General features: G+C 62.8%; 3 protein-coding genes. All 3 read right to left on the bottom strand.

Features of this window, described 5'->3' with window-relative positions:
• Positions 1 to 55: 55 nt before the first annotated feature.
• On the bottom strand, positions 56 to 1,357 hold the full coding sequence (gene tig, locus DKW65_RS06500) for a trigger factor (RefSeq protein ID WP_111656485.1): 1,302 nt from the start codon (positions 1,355 to 1,357) through the stop codon (positions 56 to 58).
• Positions 1,358 to 1,495: 138 nt separating this feature from the next.
• Positions 1,496 to 6,598, bottom strand: a complete 5,103-nt coding sequence (locus tag DKW65_RS06495; protein WP_111656484.1) for an OmpA family protein — start codon at positions 6,596 to 6,598, stop codon at positions 1,496 to 1,498.
• A complete protein-coding gene (locus DKW65_RS06490; protein ID WP_162925740.1) occupies positions 6,595 to 20,043 on the bottom strand; it encodes a DUF7927 domain-containing protein in 13,449 nt (4,482 codons plus the stop codon). The genes DKW65_RS06495 and DKW65_RS06490 overlap by 4 nt, the downstream gene beginning before the upstream one ends.
• Positions 20,044 to 20,168 lie beyond the last annotated feature (125 nt).

The raw sequence follows: 20,168 nt of genomic DNA, 5'->3' as shown, positions 1-20,168 counted from the left end.
TTAACGCAAAACGGGGCCGAAAGGCCCCGTTTTGCGTGTGGGAACTCGCCGCAGATTACTGCTGGCGGGCGACCGCTTCTTCGTAGGACATGGCCTTTTCAGACACCTTGGCCTGCCCGAGCACCAGCTCCACCACCTGCTCTTCCAGCACCGCGCCTTCGATCTGTTGCAGCTGCTGCGGGTTGCTGTAGACCCAGCTGACCACCTCTTCCGGCTGCTCGTACTGGGACGCGATTTCCTCGACCTGGGCGCGCACCTTGTCGGCGTCGGCCTTGAGCTCGTGCTTCTCCAGGATCTGGCGCACGATCAGACCCAGACGCACGCTGCGCTCGGCCTGCTCGCGGAACAGCTCTTCCGGCAGCATGCTGGCATCGAACTGCTGGCCGCCACCGAACTGCTGCATCATCTGCTGACGCATGCGCTGGATTTCGCCGCGTACCAGTGCACCGGGCACGTCAAAGGAGTGTGCTTCGACCAGGCCGTTCATGACCTGCTCCTTGACCTTGTTGCGCAGCGCATTTTTCAGCTCGCGCTCCATGTTCTTGCGCACTTCCGCGCGGAAGGCGTCCATGCCGCCTTCCTTGACCCCGAACTGCTCCATGAACGCGTCGTCGATCTCGGGCAACTGCTTCGCTTCCACCTTGTTCACGGTGATGGCGAACTGGGCGGTCTTGCCTTTCAGCTCTTCCGCCTGGTAGTCCTCGGGGAAGGTCACGTCGATGGTCTTCTGCTCGCCGGCAGACAGGCCCTCAATGCCCTCCTCGAAGCCCGGGATCATCTGACCGGAACCCAGCACCAGCTGCTGGCCATCGGCCGTGCCGCCTTCGAAGGCTTCACCGTCCAGGGTGCCGGCATAGTTGATGTTGACGCGATCGCCCTTGGCGGCCGCACGCTCCACTGTCTCGAAGCTGGCACGCTGCTCGCGCAGCTGCTCGATCATCTTGTCGACGTCGGCATCGGTGATCTCGGTCGCCGGTTTTTCGACCTCGACCGCGCCCAGCGCTGCCAGCTCGATTTCCGGATACACCTCGAAGGTGGCAACGAATTCCAGGTCCTTGCCCGGCTCGTTCACGGTCGGCTCGAAATCAGGCATGCCGGCCGGCTCGATATTTTCCTTGCCCACGGCCTCGATGAAGCTTTCGCGCATGACTTCGCCCAGGACTTCGTCGCGCACCGCCTGACCGAAGCGGCGTTTCACTTCGATCATGGGCACCTTGCCCGGGCGGAAGCCGTTGATTCGCAGGTTCTTCTGGGCATCAGCCAGACGGGCCTTGACTGCGCTGTCCAGTTTCTCCGCCGGTACGCCTACGGTCAGGCGGCGCTCCAGACCTGAAGTTGTTTCTACAGAAACCTGCATAACTTCCTCTTTTAAAAGAAAAATTTGTTTCAGGCAGCTATGGGACGCGAATGGCTCCACACCACACAGTGCCAGGAAGGGCCGCGATTATAACGAAGGGCCGCCCTGCCCGCCACAGGCGCATCCTGCAGGAGCCCATCACATCTTGCCGACCAGGTTGATGAAGACCCCCTGGTGGTCATAACTGAGGTCCGTGAGATCGTCCGAGAAGTCACTGAAGTTGTAGCCGACACCGAACTTCACGTTGTCGTTGACGTGGCGGTACAGCGCCGCCAGGGCGCCGCTGCGCTGGTCCCGCGCATCCGGCAGATCCAGCAGACGCGCCTCGATGGTGGTCTCCCACTGGCGAATCACACGCCAGTCCGCCCGCAGGATGTAGAGGCTGGCACGGCTGTCGAAGAACTCCGGATTTTCCCGGTCCATGCTCAACTGCGACAGCCGGTAGGCGTACTTGCCGCCGACACTCCAGCGCCGGGTCAGGTCATACAGGGTGTCCACCGAGAACACATGGCTCTTCTGGATGAACTCCGCCGCCGTGTTGCTGATCGTCACCTGGTCAGCGCTGGGCAGATTATAGAACCAGGTGTACTTGGCCAGCACATTGAGGCGGTCATGCAGCACCGGCCGGAAGCCATAGCCGAGCACCGCCTCGACGAAACGGCCGTCGTAGAAGGAGCCGAGCGAACTGCGGCTGTCGGCGTAGTTCAGCTTGCCGATCAGACGCCAGTCCGGCGTGAACTGATAGCGCAGGCTGTTCTTGGTCAGCCAGGTGTCACGGGTGGAGCGTTGCAGATCCGAGGCCTGGATACGGTCATGGCGATACTCCAGAGCGCTGGCCACCCGCACGGTATCCTGGACGTAACCTACCCGGCCCGCCACCGCCTGGCGCTCGTGTTCAGCACCGGTCTGGCGATCTCTCAGGGTCCCGAAATCGAGACTGGCGCCGTAATGCCAGCGGTCATTGGGGGCAATGTCGATGCCGGTGGCATGAATCAGGCCGGTGGGCACGTCGCCGTGGGTGTAACGCTCTTCCACATAGACGCTGGTGGTGTCGGAATAGCGCGTGCGGAAACCGGAGATCAGGTTGCCGCGCTGGGTACGCACGCCCTGGGTATCGCGCTCGTTCTCCAGCGCATAGCCCAGATACAGGTTGCTGCGGTCCGACATCAGGAAGTCCGTGCCCAGGCGAGCTCCCACGCCCATGTCACCACCGGAAAGCTCGCCATCGGTACGCAGCCGGTCGCTGAAGCGCCAGGCGCCACCCGCCCCGATACGGCCGTTGTCTTCCTGGTTGCCGCTGCTGGCGGTGGTGCCCTGGGCATAACCGTAGGCGGACCAGCGGCGGCGGGAATCGTAATCACCCCGCAGGATCACATCGGTGCGATCCCCTTCGATCTGGGTAAGCGGCACGGCAACCGAGTTGTCGCTGCGGCGCTCCTGACGCACCCCGGTGCTGACGCGCCAGTGCTCGCCAAGCTGGTGACCCACATTGACCTCACCCGCCTCGGTCTGCAGGCCCTGACGCTGGCGGCTGCTGTCCACCTGCACGGTGACGTCAGTCGCCTCGGTCACCCGCACAGTCATACTGCCGCCCTGCTGGGTGACATCCCGGTCGGTGATGATCCCCGGTGACGAGTAGCCGGCATCCACCGTTTGCTGGTAAGCCGTGAGATAGCCGTCCGGCGCGCTCTCACGCACATCCCGGAATCCGACCCGGGCATCGATACGAGACGCATTGGCGCGGATATCGTCTTCCTGGCCCGGCAAGGCGCCATTGCTGACCCCGTCGAAGTTGAAGCCGCCATCGCGGGACAGGAAGGTGGAGCCGTCGGTGCCCCGGCTGCGGGCAAACTCGGTGCGCAACCAGGTCTGGCTGCTGTGGCGCAGGGTCACGTCCACCGCCCCCAGATCACTGGTGCCCTCGCCCTGGCTGTTGCTGCCGGTCAGGCCGAGTTTCATATGGTCGCCCATCCAGTAATGCAGGCGCCCACCCTGGGACAGGTTGCTGATCCGGTCGAACGTGGCGCTGTATTCATAGCGCGCCACCAGATACACCTCATTGCCGCCACCGGTATCGGTGCTGACCAGCAACTGGTCCGCCATGCTGGGTGACAAGGGCTCGGCCAGCATGATGCGCCCTTGCAGATAATCGATGTCGTAATCCTGCACCGGCAGCAGGTTCTTCACGGCCAGCACCATGCCCGACACCTTGTCACGCACTTCGATGCGCACCCGCTCGGAACCTTCCAGCACATCCATCTGACGCAGGTAATACAGGGAGCCCCCGGTGCCGCGGAATTCGTCACGCCCGGCGACAGTGCCCGGGTCAGCGACGAAGCCATCCACCATGATGCGCTGCTCGCCGAAGCTGGTGACGTCATCGGATTGCCAGTGGACGTTACCGCCGTACAGGGCACGGTCGATATGCGCCAGGGAATTGTCCAGATAACTGGCGCGGAAATTCCCCCACAGGCCGTAGTTGTTGTGCTTCTGCAATTTCAGATAGAACTTGCCCAGTGTCGGCGCGGCGTCTTCCACGGTGCTGTCGTCGCCATAGGTCGGGAAGTGGTAGTCCGGATCGATACGGCGGAACATGGCGTCGGGTGATTTGTTCAGGAAGTTGCTGAACAGATCCTCCACCGGGCCTTCCAGGGTGTCGGCACTGCTGGTCAGTTGCCAGCCTTCACCGAACTTGCCGCGCACGAAATAGGCCAGTCGCCCGTCGACATTGAAGTCACTGTCATAGCGATCATCCTGGGTCACCAGCCGGGCCGGGCCGCGGGTATCACTCAGGGACGCGGTCAGGTCCGCAATGGCCACATAGAACCAGTCACTGCGATTCAGTGCCAGATCGCGCAGGTAAAGCTCACCGTTCCCCTCGTGATCGATCACCGCCACTTCAACCGTGTGCTGCCCGGCAGGCAGGAACTCTTCGGCCACGAACTCGCCGTCTTCCGACAAGGGCACGGGGCGACCAGCGACAAACACCTGGCGCTGATCGGGCACCTGGCGGCCCTCCACCCGGATAGTGCCACCGGCAAGCGGGATATTGGACACCATCAACCGGTTATGGCCGTAGCCTACCAGCAGCTCACGCCCGGCATCCTCAATGTCGTCCACCTCATCCACCACCCACAGCGTCTGGGTGCCGGTCTCATCGTAGCGCCCCTGACGGTCGTAGACCCGCACCAGGTATTGCAGGGCGCGGCCCGGCGCACGATGCTCGGCAAAGTCGGCCTCCCACTCGCCCTGCCCTGCGTCCAGCGGTATGACCGCCAACGGCGTATCACGCAGCGATTGCCCGTCTTCAAACAGGCGCACTTCGGCACGGTCGATAAAGGCGGCGTAGTTGGTGTACAGGCGGAACTGCACCAGATGATCCAGCCTGTCGCTGTCCGGATCCTGCTGGTAACGGACGGTGTTGGGCCAGGCCGTCACGTTCAGGCGCGGCTTCAGTTCCAGATTATCGAAACGGAAGCGGATATCCGCCTGCTCCAGCGCCACGTCGGTACAGCGCTGCACATCCGCAGAGCGCTTGTTCGGGTCATCGATGGGTTTGCCATCCACGGTGATGCGCATCAGGTTGAGCGCATAGGGATTGGCGATATCCACCTCACGGGTCAGGCGCTGGATATCGACGCCTTCGTAGTCATCCAGCAGCGCCAGTTCGTCATAGACCACCTGCACCACCACGCGGGAGACATCCGATTCCACAAAGCCGGTGTTGACCACGTCGTCACTCTGCACATAACCCCGACCTTCATGTTCGGCACGTGCGGCGTCCAGACCCAATCGCTCGCTGACCCGGTCACGCACGATCCGTGCGCGCGCCGTGGACAGGCCGATGTCATCCTCGTAGACCATCGCCACGCGGCGGTCCATACGCCGGTTATCGGTGTAGCCGATAAACCGCAAGCGCACGTTGGTCTTGTCGCGCACCTCGTCCAGAATCTGGTCGAGTCGCGCCACCCATTCATCGCTGATCTGAGGTTGCGTGTTGTCATAACGGATCGGGGCAATCGGCCCGGACGGCGGCGCATAAACCCGCGTGACCGTTTCCGCGCCGGCATCTTCCGGACAGATCTGCGGCTCATCAGGCAACGACTGCAGCATGTCGTCGTACCAGAACTCCACCTCGATACGCCGATTCAGAGCTCGCCCGGCGGCATCGTCATTGGAGGCCACCGGGTTACTCAGCCCGCGACCATCGCTTTCCAGCATGGAGGACGGCAGCGCCAGGCTTTCCTGCAAGGCCAGCATGACACGCCGGGCACGAGCCCGGGACAGGCTCAGGTGATCACCGTAAATGCGTGCATCACGGCCAGTCAGCGGCGCATCGTCGGTGTAGCCCACCAGACGCACCACCACGTTCGGCTTGTCTTCCAGGTTTTGCAGCGCTTGCAGGACATGATGGCGGAAAGCCGCGGGAATCTCGATGGACTCCTCGCCGACATGCAATGGCGGCACCAGATTCCTGACCCGCGCCCGACGCGCATGGCCTTCCTGATAGGTCAGTCGGCATACCGTTTCTGCACGACAGATTTTCAGGCGATTGAGTTGCTCAGTGATCACGACGTCGCGCTCGACGATGACCTCGTCCACTTCGTCGTACCAGACCTCCACTTCCACCCGGCGATTCAGCGCCCGGCCCGCCTCACTGGCATTGCTGGCCAGTGGCTGGCTTTCGCCCAGGCCTTCGTAGGAAATCGATTCCGGCGGCAGCCCCAGCATGACCTGGAAATACTCGGCCGCCGCGCCGGCCCGCTCACGAGACAGACCGGTATTGTCCTGGAAGCGATCACGCAGCTGGCCGGATAACGGAATATTGTCCGAATGCCCCACAAAATGAAGCCGCACATTGCGTTTGCCGCGCATCTGCTCCAGCACATCGCGCAGCATGGTGACGTACTCGGCAGAAATTTCCGCTCCGCCGGACTGGTATCGGATCGGCGGCACCACGCCCTGCAACTTGACCGTGCGCGACACCTCCTCCTCTATCTGTTGCGTCTCGATGCGGTCACCCAGACGTTCCCGATAGATGCTGTCGTCTTGCATCCACAGTTGCTTGTCCCGATAAAGCGGCAGCTCACGTTCAGTGGCTTCACCCAGCGGCATGGTGTCCCGCAACCAGGGATTGCCCTGCTGCCCGGCCTCTTCCCGCAGCACATCGCCAAACGCCGGAGCCGTCAGCAACACCGTCAGCGCCAGCATGGACGCACGCCCATTACGTCGCATCATCATTGCTGTCTGCTCCTCGCCGGGGGCGCGCCGGTTCGCCAGAACACTTCAGTCTCGATGGTCAGTTCGTAGGGGTTCTCACGCTCGGCCCATTCGTCACCGATCAGGCGCTTGATGGCGCGCAGGCGGCGCTCGACCAGGCGGCGGTTCTCGGTTTCCGCCATATACGCCAGGCGCAGCACCGAGGGCCCCGCTTCCAGCTCGCGCATCAGGAGCGGCAGCCGCGATTGCCATTGCGGGCGCAGCCTCGTGGTGCCCGGTTCGAAGACGTCGTTGGCCAGATCCAGGCCCACCACGCGATGCAGGGTCGCGCCAAAGTTGAAGCGGATCATCTTGCCTCGGGTGGCACGCTGCACAAGCGGGTTCTCGGTGGTCAGGCGATACCCGCTGGGCAAGGTGCGGTCGTCCACCTTGAGAATGAAATTGCTGCCACGATTCTCGTTCGGCACCGCAGCGCAGGTGATGTGGAAGCGACCATGGCTGTCGGTGGTGACATGCAGACCACGGGCAGTGACCAGGCGGACGCCGGCCAGGCCCACTTCACCTTCATCCTGATAGCCGTTCAGGTTGGCATCATCGAACACCCGGCCAATCACGTCGGTGCAATCGAAATCCGGGTCCGGTACCACACGCACCGTGGCGCTGGCTTCGCCGGAAATCGCATTGAAGCCTTCCGGCAGCGAACGCGGCACCAGCTGCTGCAGCACCTGGGCGCGGTTGGTGTATTCCCCCTCACTGACGCCGGAGCCGACAATGAACAGCATGGTCAGGGTGTGCTCGGCATCAGCGGCCAGATCCAGATCACTCCAGAGCAGTTGCCGACCATTCTGCACCGGCGCCACGGGTTCCCCGTTGAGGCGCGCCGAGTCCGCCACATAGCGGAAGCCCGCCGGGAAGGTATCGAGAATGGCGACATTGTTCAGATCGGTGCCGAAACTGTTGCGTATGCGGATGACGTACGGCACGAACTGGCCACGGCTGACGTTCACGATGGAGGCCACCTTGCTGATGCTGACGGCATCGTCCATCACCGGGTCCACCGGAATATGGTTGTTGAAGATCTGGCTGTGCTCCGGGATGGCCCCCGGGCTGAAGGTCAGATGCAGGTGATAGCCGGTCAGCGGGTTGTTCGCGGCCACCGACTGCGGCGGCTGCAAGGCCGAGGCCTGGACTTCACAGGCGCTGGTCGCCGGTACGGCATCGTCACTGCACAGCGACACATCGTAGGCGGCGGTGTCGGCGGTAGTGAGCGGCGTGATGATCTGCGAGACACCGGCAACATACTCATCGCCACCGGGCGGCGTCACCTGGATCACATAATCCCCGGCCGCACAGCCTGGCTCACTGAAGTTGAGATCAAACTTGTAGAAGCCATTGCGCGTGGTGACCTGGCCCTGCTGCGCCGGGTCGTCCAGGCAGCTCTCGGGCACAGCCATGCCCGCGCTGTTCACCAGCGTCAGCGTGGTATTCGGCACCGGCTGCCGGGTAATGGCATCGTAAATCACACCATTGGGATGAATCGGCAGATTCAGGGCCTGCAGATTGCTGCCGGAACCCGCTTCAATCTCGCTGATGCGCTGCAGACTGTTGCTGAACGGCGAATCGGCCAGCCCCAGCATGGCGGTGTCCGGCCCTGCCCCTGGCGCGCGGAAACGCAATTCATAGCGGTCAGCGTCGGTCACACCCGGTGCCAGCCCGGCCAGACGATACGCCCCGTTGTTGTCAGTGCTGGTGGCGCCGATCCGGTTGCCGGCGCGATACACTTCCACTACCCAGTCGGCCAGCAGCATTTCGCCGCTGTCGCGCACGCGGTCAAAGTTGACGTCGTGCCAGACGTTGCCGTTCAGGGTGGCCGTGCCGGGAATGCCGCCCACGTCCACCGACACCGACGCTTCAGTTTGCTGGCTCGGCGTATTCCATGTGGCTTCAGCGGTATTGGTGATGCGCTCACCGATGGCCGCGTCGTCGGCCACGCGCACGCGGAAGCGCAAGGTGGCCACCGCATTGGGCGGCAGTTCGCCAAAGGTCGCCCCGTAATCAATGGTGATGACGTTGCCCGTGACATCGACACCCACACTGCTGCCGTTGAGGGTCGCCGAACCGGCCACGTAATCGGCCAGCCCCACCAGCGCATTCAGGTCATCGGTGATCACCAGTTGGCCGATCGGCTGCAGCCCGGTATTGCGCACCGTGACGGTGTATTCCAGCTCCTGGCCCGCTTCCACCGCACCGCCACCCACGACCTGCACGCTCTTGGTCATCAGCAGTTGCTGGCCGGAGCCCACGACCACTTCCGTAGGCTGATACCCGTTGCTGCGATCGCCATCGGCATCGGTGAGCTCGGTGGGCAGCTCCGCACTGGTCACCTGCCCCTGGTTACTGATCACCGTGCCTTCGGCCGTACCGTCATCCACGCGCACCGCGAAGGTGATCACCGCCGTGTCCTGCCCGGGAAGCGTCGCCGCAGGCGCGCCGTCGCCCTGAATCGGCGCTCCGGCGACCCAGGGCGAGGTAGCCCCGACGTCGGCTACCGGCGCCCCGTTCAGGGTGCTGCTGCCCGCCACATAGGTCGTGTGCTCTGGAATGCCGTCGATAAAGCGCAGGTCCGTGGCCGGTTGTGCACCGCTGTTGATCACCACGATGGTGTAGCGCAGCACATCACCCGGATCGACCACACCGGGGGTGCCGAAATCTTCTTCGATGGCCACCGTCTTGATGGCCGTCAGGAACGGCAGGTTGCCCACAATATCGCGGGTCGGGTCGTTCGGCGCAGAAGTGCCCGGATCATCGGAGGGAGCTTCCTCGAAGGGACCGCTGCCCTCGCCTTCGCCGGTCACAAAGCCCTGGTTGCTGATGACGGTACCGTCCAGCGTGTCGTCGTTCACCTGCACCACAAAAGTGATCACGGCGATATTGTCGGCGGTGCCCGCCTCCATCACCCCGGGCACGGGGTTGCCCGGCGCATGAATGAGCATGCCATTCTGCAACGGCGAGGCACCGCCAACATCGGCAATACTCTGGCCGTTGAGCGTGGTACTGCCCGCCACGTAGCCGGTGAAGGCTGGCAGCGGGTCGCGCAGGCGAACGGAGTGCGCATGCTCACTGCCGATGTTTTGCACCGTCAGGGTGTAGCGCAGGGTTTCGCCCGCCATCAGGACGTCGGGATCGCCGTCGAGGTAGGTCGAGACCTTTTCCACCCGCCACTGCGGCGCCGCACTGATCAGCGTCACGGTGGGCTGTTGCTCGCCGGACACGTTCGGATCATCACTGAGGCCCAGCGGCACGCCGAAACTGCTTACGGCGGCCTGGTTCAGCACTTCGGTGCCGTTGGCAATCACCGGGGCCAATTGCACCTGCACACTGACGGTCACGCTGTCGCCGTTCTCGCCCTGCGCCGCGAGCGTCAGGTCACGAATATCCAGCAGGCCACTGCCGAAGGTGCCGCCACTGGCATCGCTGACGTCGCTGGCGCCATCCGGCAGCGTGCTGATCCGGTTGAGGCTGCCACTGACAAAAACCGGGTCAGCATTGAGCGCGCCGAGGTCATCGAGAATATCGAAACTGGATACCGGCACAGCGCTGACATTGGTCACCACGATGTCATAGCGCAGTGTGTCACCCGGGCGCGCATCAGTGCCCGGATCCTGGCCGCTGGTGACGTTGACCACCCGCTTTTCGATCTGCAGTTCGGCGCCTTCACTGATCAGGCTGTGGGCGTCTTCATGATCGTCCACGCCCACGCTGCCGTCGGTCACCTCGCGCTCATACACGCGGCGGTTGTCCTGGCTGGCGGGCTGACTGTACCAGCGTGTCGCCCCGGCCACGTTGGTCAGGGTCTGGCCACCGGCCGTGTCGTTGTCCAGCCAGACGCTGTAGGTCAGCGTCATCACCTGACCCGGCGCCACGGCGGCGGCGGGCGTCAGGGCATTGAGGGTCAGCTGGCAATCGGCATAGCTGACCTGATAATCGGTGCCGGCCGTGAGCGCCGTGCCGGCCACCTCCATCGCGGTGATCTGCGGCGTTTGCGCGCACAGACCGCCTTGCGCCAGATCGGGCAACAGATCAATCAGGGTGATATCCCAGGCCGTGGCCTCGCTGGTGTTTTCCAGCGTCAGTACGAAGCTGCCCTGCTGGCCCGGATACAGGTTGTCCGGCCCGGTCTTGTTCACCACCAGCGTGTCCGGCTCAACGATGGTCATCTCTGGCGAAATGCCTTCACCGCCGTCTGCACCCGTGCTGTCGTCGCCCTGCAGCGCGTTGTAGCGATAATCCGCCCGATTGCGGAACACCAGCCCGGCCACATTGGTGGCGGTATCCTGCAACGCAACCACCACCTCCACGGTAATCTGTTCCCCGGCGGGGATGGTGATGCCATCACCCTCGCCCGCGATCACCAGCTGGGTGTCATTGCCCACATTGACCGGCGTCCAGCTACCGGCGCCCACACGGTTCACCGACACAAAACGCAGGTCCGCTTCGGACAGGCTCAGGTCGTCCAGAATGCGCACGTCGTACAGGGCGGTGCTGGAGGGTTGCGCGGGCACGGTAATGCGGTAGGCAAACGGTTCGCCAATGGCGGCGGTGTCCTGGGTGATGTCCTTGTCCAGCGCCACGGGCAAGGGCGTGCTCAATGTTGCGCTGGATGCTTCAGGGAAGCTGTACTCCTGACGCTCATCTGCCTGGCCGCCGCTCGGCACGGCGTCATTATCAAAAGAATAATAGAACGGCAGCGTTACGCTGTTTTCCAGCGTCAGGCCAGCGCCCAGGCCGGCATCCCCGGTGACTTCGTACACCAGCCGCAGGGTATCGCCCACCGGGATTGTCCAGGCATCGGCGACGCCATCCAGATTCCACAGCACAACGCCGGTGGCCGGATCGTAGCCGGGCGCTTGCAGCGGCAAGACGGCACCGCTGAGCAGACTGATGCTGACCGTATTGACGCCTTGCTCGCGCAGCCCCGCTGGCAGCAGGTCCTGTATCTGCAGATCATAAGCCGGAGCATCACCTGTATTGATGATATCTACCGTCAGGGTCACGCTTTGTCCGGCACTGATTTCTGTGTCGTCCGCCGTCACCGATGTAATGGCCAGCAAGGGCTGCAGTACTTCCAGCGCAGCCTCCGCCGTAAGCGGTGTGGCGGGACCTGACGGCAAACCATACTCAAGCGTGGCGCTGTTGCTCAGGGTCTGCTGCGTGGGCTGGTGGCTGAGCACGCTCTCGTTCTGAACGCGTGCTTCATAAATGATCTCCAGCGTATCGCCACTGCCTGCCGGACGCGTGACATCGCCCAGATCAAACGTGATCTGCGCGCCGCTGATGTCGGCGCTCACGCTGCCCGGTGTGCCGAAGAAATCGGCGCTGATCACCTCTTCGAAAATCAGGCCGGTGGGCAGGATGTCGGTGACCCGCACATTCGGATAGGTCCCTTCCTGCAACGCCAGCCGCAGGGCAAACCGTACCCGGTCGCCTACACGTACGGTGTCATCGGCGCTGTTCCAGGTATCGCTGAGACGGACCTTGCTGAAGCCCGTGTTGTCATCCACCGTGACCTCGGCGTCCGCCGTCGCCACATAATCATTCCACGGCGGGGTTTCACTGCCGTCCCGCTGCCCGGCGTCGTCACCCGGCAAGCTGGTCCAGCGCAGCGTCGCAGTATTGTTGAGTGTCTGACCCGGCGCCACGCTGTCCTGGATCGTGGTGTCATAGCTGACCGTCAGATTGTCCCCTTCAGCCAGGGTGGCGAAAGTCCAGGTCAACACTTCACGACCGGTGTCCGGATCAATGCTGACGACCGGCTCGCCGGGCGTGGCACTGCCGGGCACGTAGCGCAGCCCGATATCCAGTGTGTCCACCAGCACCAGGTCATGGGCATCCGACGCGTCCGGTCCGGCCTCTGCTGTCAGCTGCAGGCTGTACTCGACCACCGCGCCCGCGCTCAGGGTCGCTGGCGGCGTGGCATTTTTCGCCAGACTCAACTGCGGTTCGGCAAGGGTCAGCGGGTCGGTCGGCAGGCTGCTGAGGGTATCGCCGCCGTACACATAAGAAGCGCTGTTGGTGAAGGTGTCACCGGCCTGCGTCTCGGCGGTGTTACGCACGCGAGCCCGCAGCGTGATCTCAGCCTGCTGACCCGCAGGAATCTGTGTAATGGTCAGATCGACCTGCTGTCCGCCGCTGCCGTTGTCAATGAGTTGCAGGCCACCGGCCACGCTGGCAGAAACAAACTCCAGTGCGTCGTCCAGCACGTCCAGCACCTGCACATCATCCAGTGCAGCACTGAGCACCTCGCCCGGCACGGTGATGAGATAGGTCACCTCTTCACCGATGGTGATCTTGTCGGCAGGCGCCACCAGGACCTTGTCCAGCCCGGCCAGGGTCACCGGGTTCTGCATGGTGAAGCGTGCCTCGTCGTCCGGGGCATAGCGCTGCCCGTCGGCATCGGGTAGCGACCAGTACTCATACAGCATGGCGCTGTTATGCCACTGCTGGTTCGGCGGTACGTCGGTGTGGAAACCGATGTCGTAATCCACTGTCACGCTGTCGCCCGGCATCACCGGCACATTCAGTTGCAGGGTGAAACTGCCGCCGCGGGCCGCGGGCGGTGTATAGACGTAATCGGCGGCGCCCAGCACGGTACCCGCCACCGTCACCTGTGGTGGCGTCAGCGTGGTTTCATCCAGCTGCGAGGGCAGATCATCAACGATCTGTACGCTGTAGGCCGGCGCATCGCCTTCATTCTGCGTCTGCAGGCGGAACGCCATGATGTCCGTGGCCAGACTGACCACGTCATAAGGACTGACCAGGCCATTGCGCTCGGTTTTTTCCAGCGCGCTGAGCAGCGGCTGACTGACATTGATCTGATCGCTGCCCGGCAACGGCGGCATGGGGTCGCCGTTGAAGGCATCGTGCAGCAAGCGCGCCTGGTTGGTCAGATCCAGGCTGCTCTGGTGCGGCAATACGTCGGTAACGACTGCGGCGCGGTAGTCCACGACGAACACATCATTGCTCGGGTCGTTGTCGACCGCGTTGATGACATCACCCAGGGTGATGGTGATGTCCTGCCCGGCTACGCTGACACTGACAGGGTCATGGCTGAAGGGCGCGCTGGCGATAAACGGCTCGGTGGTGACACCGTTGACCTGCACCAGCTCCACGAACGCCATGCCGTCCGGCAAGGTGTCCAGCAAGCGCACGTTGCGCGTGCTGCCTTCGTTGAGGGTCACCGCCAGGCGGTACACCAGCGTATCGCCTACGCGCAGACGCCGATCCGTGGCGTTGCTGCCATCACTGGTCCAGCTGTCGCTGACATACAGTTTGCTGAAGTCGGTATTGTCGGTGGCTTCGTCGCTGGTGCTCTGCGCGCTCACACAGTAGATATCCGGCGCCGTCACCACCGGGCAGCCGTCGCCGGTCCGCTGGTAACCGCTGTCGCCCTGTAGCGAAGTCCAGTCCGCCGTGACCGTGTTGGTGAAAGGCCCGCCGGTCTGGGTCACGATCACTCGATAGGTCAGCACCAGGGTCTGCCCCGCGGGCAGGTCCAGCGAGCCGTCGTTGTTCTCGCGTCCCCAGACAAGGCGACCCGTGCCATCCTGATCCGGGGTCGCGACAAAACCGCTGACCGCCACGCCACCGATGGTCGCCGTGGGCGTGAAGCTGTCCTCGAATTCGAGCCCGGTGGGCAACGTATCGACGATATTCAGATCATAGGCCGTGGCATTGCCCTGGTTGCTCAGGGTGACGGTATATTCCAGCTCGGACCCGGCAATCAGTTGGCCGCCGCTGAGGTTGGTGAGCGTCTTGTCCGCCACCAACGCCGACTCGATGGCGGTGATCGGCGCGGTCGTGTCACCCAGCACCACAGTGCTGGCGTCGTCACCATGACGGTGGCTGACGCTGACCTGGTTTTGCAGGGTATCGCCCACGCTGGTATCGACATCATTGTTGATACGGGCGAAATAGGTGATGCGGATGCGCGGATTCAGCGGCCCCGCCACCGGCAGGTCATTTTCGCTTTCGGTCAGGACGGTACCCAGATCCCAGACGGCTGTGCCACTGGCACCATCCACCGGCGCGGCGATAAACGCCGCCTCACCGGGCGCGGCGCCGTTGATGCTGACGATACCCTCGAAGTCATAGCTGACCTCAAAGTTCGCGTCACGGGTCAGCACATAACTGGTGGAGCCGCTGGCCAGCAGATCCTCAACCCGCAGGTTCTCCGTGGTGCCTTCGGGCAGATCGATAACGATCTCGAACTGCTTGTGGGCGCCAATTTCGGGGAGTACGTCTGGCGACAGATCGGTCTTTGCGACCGCGAGCCCGGCCACGGTGGCGTCGACCGGGTTACTGCTGGTTTCGTAATCGTTGATAGCGTCGCCAGCATGGGGCAGCACGCCAATCCGTTGGCCATCCGCAGCGCCATCGGCACCGATCTGGCCGCCGCTGTTCAGCGCGGTCGTCTGCCCAGGCAAGGACGTCCAGACTGCGTCGGCCAGGTTATCGAGGATTTGCAGCGGCTGCACCGTGTCGTCCACACGCACCTGGAAGGTCATGGTGCGGGTTTCCCCGGGCAACAAGGGGTTTTCCGGCGCCCAGACGAAGACCGGCTGATTGGCGCCAAAGGTCGAGGTATCCACCAGGTCCGGTGGATCGGTACCGCCAACACTGCCCGGCAGGAAGGTCATGCCGCTTCCGTCCAGGTTGTCCCACAGACGCAGGTTGTAGGCGGCCGCGCTGCCGTTGTTGGTGGCAGTCAGCGTAATGGTAATGTCGTCGCCGGCATCGAGACCGTCCGGCGCGTCCCAGGCTTTGCTTAGCGAGACGTCGGGCTCGGTCACCGTGGCGGACACTTCGCCGTAACTCCGGGTCTGGGTCACATCCTGGCTGTCCACCCAGGTGAGGGTGGCCACAGTGGCCGGGCTGCCGTTGGTCAGCACGGTGCCGTCCTGATTGCCTGCGCTGTTGTCCACGCGCGCAATAAAGCTCAACGGGAACGTAAAGCGGCTGCTGCCAGGTGACGGGTCGGTGAGCGTCACATCGCCGAACTCCCAGCGCACCTGACTGCCATCACACAGAGGCGTTACGGGCGGCACCGGTGACAGATCCGGGCGTTTGAAGCCCGCAACATCCCAGGGCGCTGTGCTCAGATCTACCACGGGCGCTTCGGCGCATTGCAGGCCCGCAGGCAGCATGTCCGTCACGGTCAGATCGCGCAGCAAGGTCACCGGCAATTCGGCCGTCAGGCGATACTGGATTTCTTCACCGATCTTGACGTCCTGCATGCCCGCCGCCACCAGTGTGGTGTCAGACAGGGCAATGATTTCCTTGGGCCGCGCTTCCGGCTCAATAAAGGTGATCAGCGTGTCGGCGTCATCGCTTTCATAAACCCTCGCACCGCCCCGCTCTCCCGTGCCCGGCGTGACGACCGTCTGGTTGCCGTGCTCGTTGGTGCTGCCCTCCAGCGAATCGTAGGTGACGCTGAAGCGGGTGGCCCGGCTCTGGCCCGGCGCAATACGGTCATCCGGATTGACGCGATAGTAGAGTGACAGGCTTTGACCCGCTTCAAGCCGACGCAGGCCGGTGCCATCCACCCCTTCCTGATGGCGGAAAATTACCTGGGTCTCGTTGCCATCGAACATGACATTGCCGATGATCTCACCCTCACCACCGCTGTCAGCACCGTCCACACGGCCATCGCCGTCGTTATCCAGGCCGTCACTCTCCAGCGGCATCACTTGCAGCAAGTCATCAAGAATGCTGGTCACGGTCAGGTCGTACGCTGGCGCGCGCGGCTGGCCGTCGTCAGCGGCGCGGTTGCTCACCGTCAAGCGATAGACATAGCTGTTGGAGGTGGCGGCGTCGGGAATCTCGTCGACAAATTCCGAGCAGGCCTCACCCATGCCATGCCGTGTTTCGTCACAGACCTGCATGGTCACTTCGATCAACGGTTCCGTCACCACCAGATCAACACGGCGAATCGGCTCGTTGGGATAGCCCACCGTCGAGCTGCCGGGCGGATTCTGGTTCTGGATCGGGCTGATCTGTCCCACTTCACCGTAACCGAACAGATAGGTTTCGTGCTGGCCCGTGTTGTTATTGAAGAAGGTCGCCTGGAAGCTGGAATTGAGCACGTTCGGGCTGTTGGCGGCATGCAGGTTCGGCCCGGCGCGGTCGTTCAACGCGTCGTTCAGCACCCGCGTGGTGGTGTTGATGGTGAACCACTCATCAATGCTGCTGATGTAGTCCGGTAAACCATCGGTGCCGGCTTGATTACCAGTGAAGCGCCAACCGAAAAGGCCGTCGCCCAGCGCTACCGCGCCCGGGTCATTGGGCACCTGAGTGGCCCCGGCGATCTGCGGCGTGATCAGTGGTGTCGTGCTGGAAATATAGTTCTGCCCGGCAGGCACCTCATCCAGCACCTGGATGTCCCGCACGCCGATAAAGTTGAAACCGCGCGACTCGAAACCGAACCAGCCACCGGTCTGGATTCGCACGGTGCATTCTTCGCCGATCTGCACATGTTCAGCCGGGCGCGCCTGACCGGGATAATCGTTGGCGGCGGCGTAGCTGACGTTATCCGTGTTTTCGTTGCAGTGACCCAGGGTCGGCATGCCGCCGAAACCGCCGGAGTCGGTATCACCGGCTGTCACCGGGTCTTTTTTCAGGTTGAAGCCGATGCCCCGTGACCAGTGCGCGTCCAGCGAATAGTTGTTGCCGCGATCGACTTCGCCGTCCGTACGGGTATTGCCGGGTGTGCCGGGGGCCGGGAACCAGAGGTTATGGGCGTTGGTGATGGCGGTGGGCGTATTGCTCACCTCCACGCCGGTCACACGAATATTGTTGGTGCCGCCACCCGTATTTACCCGGTTGATGTTCGTCGCTGGCAGAGTCAGGTTTGCCACGCTGAATATTTCGCCCACCACGTCGGCGCGGAAGGTCAGGTCGTCAGCGAGGATACCGGCCGGGTCCTCGGTCTTGTTGACGGTAAAGTTGAATTGAACGCTGGCGCCGGGAGCCAGATTACGGTTCAGGGGATTGCCCTGATTGGGATAACAACGGTACACCGTGCCATTGCCCGGCAGCGGCATGTGCAGGTTACCAGGCGCGTCCGGCGGCGGGTTGACCACCCACACCCGATAAGGTTGCGGCTGGGGCACGCCCGCACCGGTGATCGGCACCGCATCACACTGGTAGCCGGGAGGCGGCGTCGCCGTCACCACATTCATGGTGGCACCGAAGGTGATGAAGGCACTGAAATCCCGCGCTGCCACACCACCATTGTTTTCCACCGTCACCGACAGCGGTGTGTGCTGGCTGCGATCATTGGTCAGGATAAAGGTCGCCTGGTCAATACTGACATCCAGGTCTTCGGCCTCGAAGGCAATGGCGCTGCCTGCGGTGTTATGGCTCGGGCTGTTACTGGTGCCGTTGCCCTGCAGCGTGTAGTTCACACTCTGGCTGGCACACAGGGTGCGCGCCTGCACACTCAACGTGTGATTCAGCGTTGACGGCAATGCCGGGGGGTCGGTGGGCACGTCGGTGCGCGGCGGCTCCAGCATCACGCCCGGATTTTCCTCGATCACATCCAGGTCCGCCGCCAGATCGTAGTACTGCGGGTCCTTGAGAATGATCGCAAAGCGGATCACCACCACGTCGCCATGACGCATCAGGTCGCGATAGACGCGGCCGGTGTTGTAGGCACCATCCGGATTGGATTCGGTGTAGCTGGTGCTGCTGGACAGCCTGAACTCCGGCGCAGTGTTGTTCAGATAACTGGTGCTGTCGCTGACCTCCCCGGGAATCGCGCCTTGCGCGTTGATCCAGGTGAGGGTATCCACACGGCCCGCGTAGGGACCATAAAGGGATCCATTGTTCGGATTATCAATCCTCGGCACATAGCTGGGGTCAACGACATAGCCCTCGGGCAGGACATCGCGAAGATGGTAATCCAGGTCTCCGTCGAACCAGACAGTGCCGCCGCTCTGGTTCGATAGCGTGACAGTCATCAGGCCACGCGCGCCGACCGTGCTGCTGCCATCAATGCCAGTGAGGTTGCGGGTGACTTGTAGTGCATCCAGCGAACCGGGACCCACATGCCCCTGCCCGTACCAGGTGCGAATGAAGCCGTCGGCATTCAGGCCAGCAGACTGCAGGATGCCGCCCGGCGGCGACTGCACGGCGCAACCGAACTGCACATCGTTCAGGCGGTTGCGCATGGGGTCGCCGCTACTGCATGAGGCGTTCCCTTGCAGCTTGCCGACAATATAGATGTTGATGTTGGCACCCGCGGCAATATCGATCGCCCCGGTCGAAGTGCCGGGTGTCACGGCGTCGACGGTAGCGGCGTAGGGCATCGGAATGTTGGTGCCCTGGCCGAATGGCGGGGCCACATTCCAGTCGGCCAGCACCAGGCCGGTCAGCGCATCCGTCGGAACACAAGGCGAGCCCCCGGGCAGGATGCCGTTGTTGGCTGCAATATTATTGGCCGCAGTCGCATTGGGGCAAGCATAGTGCGCATTCATGACATCGGCACGACTGAGCACGTCATCAATGCGCAGATCCTGCAACGGCGCATTGCCGGTATTGGCGATATTCAGGCGCCAGACGATGTCATCATCGTTGTGGCCGTACACGGTGCCACTGCGCGTGCCCAGGCGCTGCCCGGCCGTGTAGTTCCAGCCCTGTTTGTTAAGCGCCAACTGGGGCTGACGGATATTCACGTTGCCCGTGTGCTGACTGGCCGGGCGGTTATAGGTCTCCCAGAAATCGAACTGTCCCGTCAGGCTGCCCGAATACCACTGGTCACCGCGCCAGTTGCGGCGCCGACCGGGATTGTCGTTACAGCCATCGGCCATGGTGTAGTTGATGGTCGCCGTGGCCTGAGGCGTGGTGTTGTACAGGCTTTCCGGCGTGTTATCCGGGCGACGATGTACCGGAATGCGCACCGTGCGCGTCTGCCCCGGCGCAAGATTGCCCATACCACTGACCGTGACCACGTTGGTGCCAGAGGCCGTACCGCCAGCCAGGTTCTGCGCTGCCACCCCGGTGTAGCGCTCGAGGCCATTGGTCAATGTGAGGGTCAGGCTGTTGGCGTTATTGAAATTCAGGGCCGGATTCTGCGATCCGTAATCCGGATTGCGGCGGCTTTCCACCACATCCACACAGGTCTGGTTCCAGGGCGGTCCGCTGCACTGCTGGGTCGTCCGGGTTTCGTACGGCAGGTTGCCGTCCGGGGCATTGGTGCCCGCGCGATAGGGGTTAGTGATCTGCACGTCCACATAACCAAAGCCACACAGCTCGCAAAAGCTGGAGGTCTGGACATTCACCAGATTGGTCGGCGGATTCTGCGCGTTGGCCACACACACATTGGCGTAAGCTGCTCGTGCTTCCACTGAAAACAGTAGAAGCAGCAGTCCCCCCAGGCCAGCAAGAATCCGGACAGTGCTCGTCGTCAAATTGAAAACTCTTTTTTTCTTATGGTTAACGCGCCGATACGATAATCGGCGCACCCCCAAAGTAGGCCTATCTTCTTACATTAAAAAAACCAATACCGTGAAGCCCCTCGCAACCACTTCGCCCC

This window comes from Isoalcanivorax indicus, assembly GCF_003259185.1.
Classification (GTDB): Bacteria; Pseudomonadota; Gammaproteobacteria; order Pseudomonadales; family Alcanivoracaceae; genus Isoalcanivorax; species Isoalcanivorax indicus.
The sequence above is the reverse complement of the archived record's forward strand: the minus strand, read 5'-3'. Positions and strand labels throughout refer to the sequence as shown.